The 12110-nt window shown below is 58.1% G+C and carries 13 protein-coding genes; 3 read left to right on the forward strand and 10 right to left on the reverse strand.

The genetic code is table 11. From position 1 onward, the window contains the following. Positions 1-41: 41 nt before the first annotated feature. The 6 genes from era to ACQZ5F_RS08090 form a co-directional block, all read right to left on the reverse strand. A complete protein-coding gene (era, locus tag ACQZ5F_RS08065; protein WP_046798758.1) occupies positions 42-992 on the reverse strand; it encodes a GTPase Era in 951 nt (316 codons plus the stop codon). A 74-nt stretch (positions 993-1066) separates the two neighbouring features. Further along, complete coding sequence (gene rnc, locus ACQZ5F_RS08070; RefSeq protein WP_046798757.1) at positions 1067-1786, reverse strand: ribonuclease III; 720 nt, start codon at positions 1784-1786, stop codon at positions 1067-1069. After that, positions 1783-2529 carry a signal peptidase I gene (gene lepB / locus ACQZ5F_RS08075; protein WP_046798756.1) on the reverse strand — a complete coding sequence of 249 codons (747 nt, stop codon included), beginning with the start codon at positions 2527-2529 and terminating at the stop codon, positions 1783-1785. The genes rnc and lepB overlap by 4 nt, the downstream gene beginning before the upstream one ends. A 210-nt stretch (positions 2530-2739) precedes the next feature. Further along, positions 2740-3144, reverse strand: coding sequence for a holo-ACP synthase (acpS, locus tag ACQZ5F_RS08080; protein WP_225339992.1), 405 nt, complete (start codon positions 3142-3144; stop codon positions 2740-2742). Beyond that, positions 3141-3719: a DUF2062 domain-containing protein gene (locus ACQZ5F_RS08085; protein ID WP_052820316.1), complete on the reverse strand. Its 579-nt coding sequence runs from the start codon at positions 3717-3719 to the stop codon at positions 3141-3143. Before ACQZ5F_RS08085 ends, acpS begins: the two co-directional genes overlap by 4 nt. A 445-nt stretch (positions 3720-4164) precedes the next feature. Beyond that, positions 4165-4311 carry a hypothetical protein gene (locus ACQZ5F_RS08090; RefSeq protein WP_003496944.1) on the reverse strand — a complete coding sequence of 49 codons (147 nt, stop codon included), beginning with the start codon at positions 4309-4311 and terminating at the stop codon, positions 4165-4167. Between ACQZ5F_RS08090 and ACQZ5F_RS08095 the strand changes: the two genes are divergently transcribed. Next, complete coding sequence (locus ACQZ5F_RS08095) at positions 4310-4501, forward strand: hypothetical protein (protein ID WP_225339993.1); 192 nt, start codon at positions 4310-4312, stop codon at positions 4499-4501. The genes ACQZ5F_RS08090 and ACQZ5F_RS08095 overlap by 2 nt on opposite strands. 7 nt (positions 4502-4508) lie before the next feature. Here ACQZ5F_RS08095 and ACQZ5F_RS08100 read toward each other — a convergent pair whose 3' ends face one another. After that, a complete protein-coding gene (locus ACQZ5F_RS08100; protein ID WP_046798960.1) occupies positions 4509-6743 on the reverse strand; it encodes a RelA/SpoT family protein in 2235 nt (744 codons plus the stop codon). Between the two features lie 132 nt (positions 6744-6875). Continuing rightward, on the reverse strand, positions 6876-7268 hold the full coding sequence (rpoZ, locus tag ACQZ5F_RS08105) for a DNA-directed RNA polymerase subunit omega (RefSeq protein ID WP_046798752.1): 393 nt from the start codon (positions 7266-7268) through the stop codon (positions 6876-6878). A 393-nt stretch (positions 7269-7661) separates the two neighbouring features. Between rpoZ and ACQZ5F_RS08110 the strand changes: the two genes are divergently transcribed. Together ACQZ5F_RS08110 and ACQZ5F_RS08115 are read left to right on the forward strand one after the other, a co-directional pair. Beyond that, positions 7662-8231: a LabA-like NYN domain-containing protein gene (locus ACQZ5F_RS08110; RefSeq protein ID WP_035218078.1), complete on the forward strand. Its 570-nt coding sequence runs from the start codon at positions 7662-7664 to the stop codon at positions 8229-8231. 220 nt (positions 8232-8451) lie between these two features. Continuing rightward, complete coding sequence (locus tag ACQZ5F_RS08115; RefSeq protein ID WP_046798751.1) at positions 8452-9951, forward strand: methyl-accepting chemotaxis protein; 1500 nt, start codon at positions 8452-8454, stop codon at positions 9949-9951. A 194-nt stretch (positions 9952-10145) separates the two neighbouring features. Here the strand turns inward: ACQZ5F_RS08115 and smpB are convergent, their stop codons facing one another. Together smpB and dapA are read right to left on the reverse strand one after the other, a co-directional pair. Then, positions 10146-10628, reverse strand: coding sequence for an SsrA-binding protein SmpB (smpB, locus tag ACQZ5F_RS08120; protein WP_046798750.1), 483 nt, complete (start codon positions 10626-10628; stop codon positions 10146-10148). A gap of 219 nt (positions 10629-10847) precedes the next feature. Then, complete coding sequence (dapA, locus tag ACQZ5F_RS08125; RefSeq protein WP_046798749.1) at positions 10848-11732, reverse strand: 4-hydroxy-tetrahydrodipicolinate synthase; 885 nt, start codon at positions 11730-11732, stop codon at positions 10848-10850. Between the last annotated feature and the right edge of the window lie 378 nt (positions 11733-12110).

Below are 12110 nucleotides of genomic sequence, written 5' to 3' on the forward strand. Positions count from 1 at the left end.
TCATTCCTGTGCTTGTCACAGGAATGAAATTGAGATGCGTATTAACCCCGCGGGAACTCCAGTCCCATTTCACGGAAACGCTCGGGGTCATCGCCCCAGTTCTCGCGCACCTTGACGAACAGGAAGAGATGGACCGGCTGCTCGAGGATTTCCGACAGCTCCTTGCGCGAGGCGGTGGAGATCGCCTTGATCGCATCGCCGTTCTTGCCGAGTGCAATCTTCTTCTGGCTGTCGCGCTCCACATAAATCACCTGCTCGATGCGCACGGAGCCATCCTTGCGCTCTTCCCACTTTTCCGTCTCGACATGCGAGGCATAGGGAAGTTCCTGATGCAGGCGCAGGAAAAGCTTCTCGCGGGTGATTTCGGCGGCGAGCTGGCGCATCGGCAGATCGGAAATCTGGTCTTCCGGATAATACCACGGACCTTCCGGCAGGGTATCCACCAGATAATCCATCAGGTCTTCGCAGCCCGAACCATTGGTGGCCGAAATCATGAAGGTGCGATCGAAGGCGACCTTCTCATTGGCGGCGGCGGCCAGCGTCAGCAGGTCTTCGCGCTTCACCTGGTCGATCTTGTTGAGGCAGAGTATCTTCTTCTGCGGAACGTCCTTCAGACCTTCAAGGATCGCCTCGGCATCGCCCTTCAGGCCGCGCTCGCTGTCGATCAGAAGCAGGATGAGATCGGCATCCTTTGCCCCACCCCAGGCGGAGGTGACCATGGCGCGGTCAAGCCGGCGGCGCGGCTTGAAGATGCCGGGCGTGTCCATGAAAACGATCTGCGCATTCTTGTGAATGGCGATGCCGCGCATCACGGCGCGCGTCGTCTGCACCTTGTGGCTGACGATCGAAACCTTGGCGCCTACCAGCCTGTTGACCAGCGTCGACTTGCCAGCATTGGTCGGGCCGATGAGGGCCACAAAGCCGGAACGGGTCGGAAGGTTGTTGTCTTCGCCTTCAATGGCGGGGTTTTCGTGATCGGTCATGATATCCATCAAGGTCAGAGGTATTCAACATGCGGCCATAGGGTCCGCCATGCGCTCGATTTTGGCACCCTAAGGTGGGGTGCTCAGTTTTTGGTGGGGCTTTTCTGCCAGACGCCTTCGCGTTCCAGCAATCTGGTGGCCGCCACCTGTTCGGCTGCGCGCTTGGAGCGCTCGACGCCGGTTTCCGGCTTCACGCCGGGAATTTCCACCGTCACGGTGAAGCTTGGATCGTGATCCGGTCCGGAACGATCGTCAACCCGGTAAGCGGGTGTCGTCGCAAATCTGGCATGCGCCCATTCCTGCAACTCGGTCTTGGCGTCGCGCCGCCCGGCATCCACCCTTGTCGCCCGGCTTTGCCAATATTTCAGAACGAACCTGCGGGATGCCTCCAGCCCGCCATCCAGATAGATGGTGGCGATCAGGCTTTCGACCACATCGGCGCGCACGTTCAGCATCGCCTTGCCGGTCAGTTTCTTCACGTCCGATCCGGTGCGGATGAAATTGTGCAGGCCCATCTCGTCGCCGATCGCGGCGCAGGATTCGGCGCTGACGAGCTGGTTCAGACGGACGGAGAGTTCACCTTCGGTGGCGTTGCGGAAGGTGGAGAACAGCAATTCGGCGACGCAGAGACCGAGGACACGGTCGCCTAAAAATTCCAGCCGCTCGTAATTGCCGGCGGCGGCGGAGCGCGCGCTGGCATGGGTCAAGGCCCGGTCCAGCCGGGCCTTCTCCTTGAATTCATATCCGATCAACGCTTCCAGACGCGAAATCTCGTCCGCCGAAAGCGGCTTGGTCTTGCTCATTCCACAACCTTGAAGAGGCGGTCCCAACGCATGTTGGCCGGCCATTCCCAAATGCGGCTGAACGGCGTGTCGTTGCCCAGCGAGAAGAAGATGACGCTGGCGCGGCCGATCAGGTTTTCTTCCGGCACGAAACCGACATCGAAGCGGCTGTCGAGCGAATTGTCTCTGTTGTCGCCCATCATGAAATAATGGCCTTCCGGCACCAGGAATTCCCGGGTGTTGTCGCCGCGCGAGTCGGGCGACTGGTCAAGCGTGTCATAGGTGACGCCATTATCCAGCGTTTCGCGGAAGACCGGCACATTGGCGCCAGGATCAGCGCGGTAATCCGAGGTGAAGGTGCCGTCGGGCTGCTTCGGCACCGGCTGACCGTTGATGAACAGCACGCCGTTCGTCACCTGAACGCGATCACCCGGCAGACCGACGAGACGCTTGATGTAATCCACTTCAGGATTGGGCGGCAGGCGGAACACCACGACATCGCCACGCTTGGGCTTGCTGAATTCCAGAATACGGCCCGAAAACAGGTTCGGCGAGAAGGGCAGCGAATATTTCGAATAGCCGTAGGAGAACTTGTTGACGAAAAGATAGTCGCCCACCAGAAGCGTCGGCATCATCGAGCCTGATGGGATCGTGAAGGGCTGAAACAGCACGGTGCGGATGACCATGGCCAGCAGCAGCGCCTGAATGATGACCTTGACGTTCTCCCAGAGGGCGTTCTGCTTCTTCTCAGCTTTTTCGGACACTTAGAGACCTGCCTGATTGTTTCCCGGCTTCTTCGGTTTCACGAAGGCATCGGGGCCGTTGTTTTGTCGTGCTTGCGCCGCATGAAGCACTCTTCATACAGCCGGCAACGCTTTCATATTTCTGCGACTTCTCTAGAACCTTTCCAGCCCGAAGGGAAGCGCTTCTATGACAAGGGTGCAAATAGGCCGCCAATGCGGCCGCACCGGGTCTCAGCCATTCACGGGAAGCGCCTCGATAATCACAAATGCCTGAGCATAAGGGAAATCATCCGTGATCGTCAGGTGGATATTGGCGCGGTGGCCGGCCGGCAGCATGGCCGCCAGTCTTTCCCCTGCCCCATTGGTCAGAAGCATGGTCGGCTTGCCGCCCGGCAGATTGACGACGCCCATGTCCTTCCAGAAAACACCATTCGCAAGGCCTGTTCCAAGCGCCTTCGAACAGGCCTCCTTGGCGGCGAAACGCTTGGCATAGGAGGCGGCGCGGTTCTTGCGGCCATCGGACTTGGTGCGCTCTATATCGGTGAAGCAGCGATGCGTGAAACGTTCGCCGAAACGCTCGATCGACTTTTCAACGCGGCGAATGTCGATCAGGTCGCTGCCCAATCCAATGATCATTTCAACATCTCCAGAGAAGCGTTCTTATTGGCGGCGCGGTGTGCAAGATTTTCCATCTTGCGCCGCTGGAAGCCGCTGATGAGGCCGTAAACGACGATATAAGCGATGACTGCGCTGATGACAGCCGGAAACAGCGCGCCGACCGTCATGGGTTCCAGCACGGGTGTCCATATCTGCCGGAATTCGAGATGGCTGAACAGCGCAACGAAATCCACATGCGCAGCGCTTTCCGCGCTCTGGCGGCCGAGGATGAAATGCCCCAGTTCCCAGGTGGATGCCCATATAAACGGAAATGTCAGTGGATTGGCGAAGGTCGTGCCGAGGGCTGCGGCAACAAGATTGACGCGCATGAGGAAACCGAGCGCCATAGCGATGATGATATGAATGCCGAGAAACGGCGTCCAAGCCACGCCGATACCGAGGGCGACGCCGGCAGCAACCGAATGTGGAGAGGCGGAAAGCCTTAGCAGACGCAGCTTCATATAGCGCAGCGAACGGGAAAAACCCGTACGCGGCCAGAAGAGGTCGCGAATCTTCTCTGAAAAACCAACGGGTTCACGGCGGCGAAACGGCATGGGGGCAGTCTATTTCATCGCCCCGGTTGAGCCAAGAGCATCATAGACGGCGCGGAGATCTTTTGCAGGCGTATTTTCTTCCGTCATTCCGGCCTTGAGCCGGCGTTCCGCCGATACTGCGCGGCGCCACCAGATGAATACGAACCTTGCCGGACACTCTGACGTCATCCTCGGGCTCGTCCCGAGGATCTACAACCGATTGATTTAATTCGACGTGATTAGACCCTTGGGACAAGCCCAAAGATGACGCAGGGGAAATACCCACCCTCTCGCCGTCAACTTCGCTTCAAAAGCAACGTGTCCTGTCATTCAGACAGGACTGCGGTGGACGCCCGCTTGAAGCGCGCATTCACATAGTTTTGCGAGACACAGCAATGCTCAGGCCGATACGGCTGCACCTGCTGGCCGCATACGCATGGCGAAGGGCTGCCATGCGCTGAGCGCATTACCGACGGAACAGGCCGCGGTCGATTTCGCGCTGGCGGAACTCGAGGTCGACATTCGATACCGAGCCGCTGAGATATTCGAATTCGCGTTCCTGCGTGGTCTTGCCACGAACGGCACGGGCGATCTTGCGAAGCGGAGTAAACATGATTTTCGGTCCTTTCGGTTTGGGATTGGCGTTTCTCATCGGTGTAAATCCCACCGGCACGCCGCGTTTCCCGTCTTCAATTTCTGAAAGGAAGATAGTCTTAAACCCCGCCTGCGACCAGAGACAGGAAAAGGCCGCTGCTATGCAACAAATGCATAACGGCGGCCTTTTGAGTTACGGCAGCGACTAAAAATGCCTCAATCGAAGGCACGCGCCACTGTTGATACGCAGTCGAGATCTTTCAGCTGCGACAGAAGCTGGTTCAGCTGCCGCAAATCCCAGACTTCGACATCCAACGCCAGTTCGGAGAAGTCAGTACCGATGCGGACCATGTTCAGCCCGCGAATATTGACATCCAGCGTCGCGATCGATTGCGCCACCGAGGCGAGCGTGCCCGGCTCGTTCAGCGCATTGATCATCACCCGCGCCATGAAACGCGACTTGTTCGCCTCATCGAGGTCCCAGCGCACATCGATCCAGCGCTCCGGCTCATCGTCGAAGCGTTGCAGCGCCGGTGCCTGGATCGGATAGATGGTGATGCCCTTGCCTTTTTCCATGATGCCGACGATGCGGTCTCCCGGAACGGCGCCGGCCGCACCAAAATGCACGTCGACATTGCCGGAAAGGCCACGGATGGGCAGCGGGTCCGGCCCATCCAGCATCTCGGCCGCACCGTCATCCTCGAGAACCGAGCGCGACTTGCCGGGGATCTTGAAGACCATGCCGGAGGCGCTGCGCATGTTGAACCAGCCATCATCGCCGGTCATCTTCACCGTGACGCGCTCATCCTGATAATCCGGATAGACCGCGCGCAGCACATCGAGCGAGGAAACCTCACCGCGCCCGACGGCGGCGATGGCGTCTTCCACATCCTTCTGCGCCAGGCGATGCAGCACGGGCTTCAGAGCTTCCCGCGAGAAGGCCTTGCCGGCGCGCTCGAAGGTGCGCTCGAGAATACGATAACCGAGGCCGGAATATTGCTTGCGAATGGCCATGCGGGTGGCGCGGCGAATGGCCGAGCGGGCTTTGCCCGTCACCACCACCTCTTCCCATGCGGCCGGCGGCACCTGCACGCCGGAACGGATGATCTCCACCTCGTCGCCGTTGTTCAGGCGGGTGACGAGCGGCATGATCCGGCCGTTGATCTTCGCGCCAACGGTGGTGTCACCGATATTGGTGTGAACGGCATAGGCGAAATCGATGGGCGTCGCGCCGCGCGGCAGTGCAATCAGCTTGCCCTTCGGGGTGAAGCAGAACACCTGGTCCTGGAAGAGTTCGAGCTTGGTATGTTCGAGGAACTCTTCCGGGCTGTCGCCTTCGGCCAGCGATTCGATGGTGTGGCGCAGCCAGGAGTAGGCATTCGATTCCGGCGAGAGCAGATCGCCCTCCCCGTTTTCACCATCCTTATAAAGCGCATGGGCGGCGATGCCGAATTCGGCGATCTCATGCATGCGCTTGGTGCGGATCTGTAGTTCGATACGCTGGCGCGAGGGGCCAACGATGGTGGTGTGGATGGAGCGATAATCGTTCTGCTTCGGGGTGGAGATGTAGTCCTTGAAGCGGCCGGGCACCACGCGCCAGCGGGTATGCACGATGCCAAGCGCCCGGTAGCAGGAGGGAATATCATCCACCAGAAGGCGGAAGCCATAAACATCGGAAAGCTGCTCGAAGGAGAGCGACTTCGACTGCATTTTGCGGAACACCGAATAGGGCTTTTTCTGACGTCCCTTGACGCCCGCCCCGATGAGGCCATTGGCCACCAGAAGCTCGCGCAATTCGTCCTCGATCTTCTTGATGAGGCCTTCATTGCGGGTTTCCAGTTCCTGCAGACGATTGGTCACCGTCTCATAGGCTTCCGGGTTGAGATACCGGAAGGACAGGTCCTCCAGCTCATCGCGCATATCCTGCATGCCCATGCGGCCGGCGAGCGGCGCATAGATTTCCATGGTTTCCTCGGAAATGCGGCTGCGCTTGTCGGCCGGCATATATTCCATGGTCCGCATATTGTGCAGGCGGTCGGCGAGCTTGACCAGGAGAACACGCACGTCGTCGGAAATGGCAAGCAGCAGCTTGCGCAGGTTTTCAGCCTGCTTGGCCTTGCGGGTAACGAGATCGAGTTTCTTGAGCTTGGTCAGCCCTTCCACCAGCCGGCCGATGTCTTCCCCGAAGAGCTCATCGATTTCGGCGCGGGTGGCGGTGGTATCCTCGATCGTATCGTGCAGCAACGCCACCGCGATGGTCGATTCGTCGAGATGCATTTCGGTGAGGATGGCGGCAACTTCCAGCGGATGCGAGATATAGGGGTCGCCATTGGCCCGCTTTTGCTGGCCATGTTTCTGCATGGCATAAACATAGGCCTTGTTCAGCAGGGCCTCATTCGCATCCGGTTTATATTTTTGAACCCGCTCGACGAGTTCGTATTGCCGCATCATGCGATATTCCACAAAAAGAAAGCGCGCCAACCTTGGGGTCGGCGCACAATGCTGCATCAATAGGGATCAGATTATGACGGGAAATATTGACAGACGGTAACCACCGCCTGCCAATGGCGTCATAAAGTCAGATCAATAGTCGTCATTTTTTTCCGGCGGCACAAGGCCTTCGATACCGGCCAGCAGTTCTTCTTCCGACATCTGGTCGAAAGTAACCGTTTCCGGCTGGTCGTCGTCTTCGCCATCGGCGCCAGTGGAGGCGGCAAGCGTGACCGGATCGGGCTCAGGCTCGTCCACTTCAACATGCTTCTGCAGCGAATGGATGAGGTCTTCCTTCAGGTCGTCAGGCGACAGGGTTTCATCGGCGATTTCGCGCAGCGCCACAACCGGGTTCTTGTCGTTGTCGCGGTCAACCGTGATGGAAGACCCTTGAGAAATCTGGCGCGCACGGTGGCTGGCGAGAAGCACCAGTTCGAAACGGTTGTCTACTTTATCAATGCAATCTTCAACTGTGACGCGGGCCATTGCCTGTCCTTTGCGTGTCGTAATGTCGTGGATCAGAGCGCCGTGCGGTGTTCGGGGTGCACAAGGGATGCTCTAACCTATTGAATCTGCGCTTCGTGCCTTGCGAAAAACATTCAAGATTTCTCGCGACGAAGCTTTCCAGCTTCCGATACAGCCATTGGCCGCGGAATTCAAGTTTTTCCTGTCTTTGGCGTCTTTTGGCACCTTATTGCCCATGTTTGGCGTCTGATGAACAAAATGTCTAGAAGAATTGTCTTGGAATACGGGTGAAGTTACCTTACTTAAAACGCTAACGGCGATGCGCGAAGCTCGTTGATACGACATGTTTTTTTGCGTTATCGACCGGATATAAAAGCCAGATAATGGCCTTTCCAAAAAAAGGAATGGGATGGAATGTTCGATCCACGGGAGAAAATTGCGCTCTTCATAGACGGAGCCAATCTTTATGCAGCATCGAAAAGCCTGGGATTCGATATCGACTACCGCAAGCTCCTTAAGGCGTTTCAAAAGCGTGGATACCTGCTGCGCGCCTATTATTACACCGCATTGATCGAGGATCAGGAATATTCCTCGATCCGTCCTCTGATCGACTGGCTGGATTATAACGGCTACAAGGTCGTGACCAAGCCGGCGAAGGAATTCACCGACGCGCTCGGCCGCCGCAAGATCAAGGGCAACATGGATATCGAGCTTGCTGTCGATGCCATGGAACAGTCCGAGACGGTCGATCACCTCGTCCTGTTCTCCGGCGACGGCGATTTCACCACGCTGGTGGACGCGCTGCAGCGCAAGGGCCGCAAGGTGTCCGTGGTTTCCACCATGGCGACGCAGCCCGCAATGATTGCAGACGATCTGCGCCGGCAGGCCGATCACTTCATCGATCTGATGACGCTGAAGGCAGAGATCGGGCGCGACCCGAATGAGCGCCCTGCCCGGCATGTCGAAAGCCCTGAGACGATCTGATCCGGCTTTCGCGGCACTAACATCACAGAAGCGCGTCCGTCCGAAAGGCGGGCGCGTTTTTGTTTAGGCCACACCCCGCTCGACCGCGGAAAATTGCCGTTTAAATTAACAAACGTCAAATCCGGCCATGCGAAATTATATCTTGGTTAATTTTAGACGTGTCTAAATCACGCAACGGCACCACCGACGTAATTTGGGTGTCAAAGCAGGATGACTAGACATGCATGGCCAAGCGAAAACCAATCAACAACTCGATGAACGACTGAATTTTCTGGGGCTTGGGCACGAGCAGCGGCAAAATCTTTCGGACATGAAGGGTGTCATCACCGGTTCTCTCGACGCCTCTCTCGACCGGTTTTATGCGAAGGTTCGCTCGGTGCCGGAAACCGCGAAGTTCTTCTCCAGTGACGCGCATATTCACCATGCCAAGAGCATGCAGCTGAAACATTGGGCGAGGATCGCCTCCGGCACGTTCAACGTGGACTATACCGACGCCGTCACTGCCATTGGCCGCACCCATGCGAGGCTTGGCCTGGAGCCGCGCTGGTATATTGGCGGTTATGCGCTGATGCTTGATGGCATCGTCAAGGCGGTGATCGGTTCCGAATTGAAGGGCCTCTTCATGGAGAAGAAGGCCAGGAAGCTGAAGGATGGGCTGTCCGCAACCATCAAGGCCGCCCTTCTGGACATGGATTATTCGATCTCCGTCTATCTCGACGTACTGGCCGCCGAGCGGCTGAAGGTGGAGGCTGAGCAGGCGCAGATGAAGAAGGAACAGGAGCACGTTCTCGAACTGCTCAACAATGCGCTGAACAAGCTGGCCAATGGCGACCTCACCTCCAGCATCACCGAAAAGACCGCGCCGCAATTTGAAGGGCTGATCGCCAATTTCAACGCTGCGGTCGGCAATCTCTCCGGCGCCTTTGGGCAGATCGTCGAAGAGGCCAACAAGATTTCCGGCAACACCCGCGAGTTGACCTCTGCGACTGACGACATGGCCCGCAGGACCGAACAGCAGGCCGCCGCCCTCGAGGAAACCGCCGCCGCCGTCGAGGAAATCACCACCATTTCCAAACTCTCGGCGCAGCGCTCCGAAGAGGCCAAGGCCATTGTCGAAAGCTCGGCCGTTGAGGCGGCGCGCTCCCGCGATGTAGTGACGGAAGCCGTCAAGGCGATGGGCGCCATCGAGGAATCGTCGCAGAAGATCACCCAGATCATTTCGGTCATCGACGAGATTTCGTTCCAGACCAATCTTCTGGCGCTGAATGCCGGCGTAGAAGCAGCACGCGCCGGTGAGGCCGGCAAGGGTTTTGCCGTCGTCGCCCAGGAAGTGCGGGAACTGGCGCAACGCTCGGCCACCGCCGCCAAGGAAATCAAGACGCTGATCTCCAAATCTTCCGAGGATGTGATGCAGGGTGTCTCGCTGGTCAACAAGACGGGCGAATCCCTGAATACGATCGGCAACAAGGTGGATCACATTCAGGAACATATCGCCTCGCTGACCAAGGCGGCGCAGGAACAGTCCGTCGGCATTCAGGAAATCAGCGCCGCGATCAACAGCATGGACAATCTGACCCAGAAGAATGCGGCCATGGTGGAAGAAACCAATGCGGCCACGCATAATCTGAGCGATGTCAGCGCCAATCTCGCAGCGCTTGTCAGCAGGTTCAGTGTCTCGGCTTCGAAGGCCTATGTAGAGCGGACTTATCGGGCTGCTTGAGAGGCGCCACGGGCAGCAGCACGCTCCCGTCATCCCGGCCTTGAGCCGGGATCCAGCCAGCCCAAGTCCTTGGGCTGAAAGGACCGTTTCCACGGCGCAGACGCGCCGTGGCTGGATGCCGGATCAAGTCCCGCATGACGGAAGAACAAGTGGCGAAAGGCCGCTACCCTCTAGGCCGCGAAATTTCCTGCCGCTCAGGCGTTGTTACCCTTCAGCAGCCGCGACTTCTGCCGGTTCCAGTCGCGTTCCTTTTCCGTCTCGCGCTTGTCGTGCAGCTTCTTGCCCTTGGCGAGCGCCAGTTCCAGCTTCGCGCGGCCCTTTTCGTTGAAATAGACCTTCAGCGGCACCAGCGTCATGCCATCGCGGTTGATGCCGGCCCGCAGGCGGCTGATCTCGCGTTTGCTCAAAAGCAGCTTGCGGCGGCGGCGCGGCTCGTGGTTGAACCGGTTGGCCTGCAGATATTCCGGCAGGTGGGAATTGATCAGCCAGATTTCATCGCCCTCATCCGAAGCATAGGATTCGGCGATATTCGCCTTGCCTTCGCGCAGCGACTTGACCTCAGTGCCGGTCAGCACGAGGCCTGCCTCATAGGTGTCGATGATTTCGTAGTTGAAGCGAGCCTTGCGGTTTTCCGCAACGATCTTGTTCACCACGCGCTGGCTGCCTTTGGGGGCCATGATATTTCAATCCCTTGTTTTTCTTATTGCGCCGCAGCCTGCCGGCCGGAGCGGTTTTAGAGATGCAGTTCTCGCTTTTCCGCATGTCTCCCAAAACCGGTGCCCGCATTTGGGAGACATGCTCTATTTAGTATCGTCGTCGCAAAAAGAAAAGGCGCGCGGAACCGCTTCTGTCGCGAAGCGGGCCCATTGCGCGCCTTTAAGGCTTTCAGGCGTCTCTCAGTTCATCAGGCCGGCATGTTTCAACGCCGCGTCAATCGCCGCTTCGGTCGCCGGCTCCAGCGTGCTCATCAAAGGCGAGCGGACCCGGCGGTTGCCGCCCCGTGTCTTCGACAGCGCATATTTCGTGCCGCAGACGCCGGGCTCCATGAAGATCGCCTTATGCAGCGGCATCAGGCGGTCCTGATACTCGAGAGCCTTGGCGTAATCACCCGCAAGCATTGCCGCCTGGAATTCCGAACAGAGGCGCGGCGCAACATTGGCAGTGACCGAGATGCAGCCGACACCGCCATGGGCGTTGAAGCCGAGCGCCGTACCATCTTCGCCCGAGAGCTGGATGAAATCCTTGCCGCAGGAAATGCGCTGCTCGGAAACGCGGTCGAGCTTGCCCGTCGCATCCTTCACACCGACGATGTTCTTGTGCGCCTTGACGAGCGCACCCATGGTTTCCGGCGACATATCCACCACCGAGCGCGGCGGGATATTGTAGATGACGATCGGCAATTTCACCGCTTCGGCAACAGCCGAGAAATGGGCGAACAGGCCCTTCTGCGTCGGCTTGTTGTAATAGGGGGTGACCACCAGCAGTGCATCCGCGCCGGCTTCCTGCGCATGCAGCGCAAGCTCTATCGCTTCATCGGTATTGTTGGAGCCTGCACCCGCAATGACCGGAACCCGTTTCGCCGCAACCTCGATGCACAGTTCAACGACCCGTTTGTGCTCATCGTGGGAAAGCGTCGGGGATTCCCCCGTCGTACCCACGGGCACAAGGCCCTTGCTGCCTTCGGCGATCTGCCATTCCACATGGGCGGCAAAGGCCTGTTCGTCCACGGCACCATTGTCCGTGAACGGAGTAATGAGGGCGGGAATTGATCCCTTGAACATGCAAAGCTCCTGGCGCCGAGCCGGTTCATGCTTCGGCCGCATTCGATGGTTAAAACCGGCACACATTAGTGCCAGCCCTTGGCGCCGACAAGCGCAAAGGCAGCCTATTTTGTCCGAAATTGTCGGAAGTGTGACAGTCCGGAAACGTCACACCACAGTTAAAAAATCGCGGCGGCGAAATTGCGTGCCGCTCGCGGGCCGGTGAATAAAAGTTGATGGGATTGCGCGGGGGGCGGTTAAGGTTTCATTAATCTCAATCTCCGTAGATTCAATGCAGGACACGGGAGCGGAATACGAGGCCAAGCCTTGAGCGATTTACGCAATCCTGCTGCAATAAAACGACAATACAAGAACGACAGTACAAGAAGGTCGATTGTT

It is taken from the genome of Agrobacterium sp. 22-210-1 (assembly GCF_053522525.1).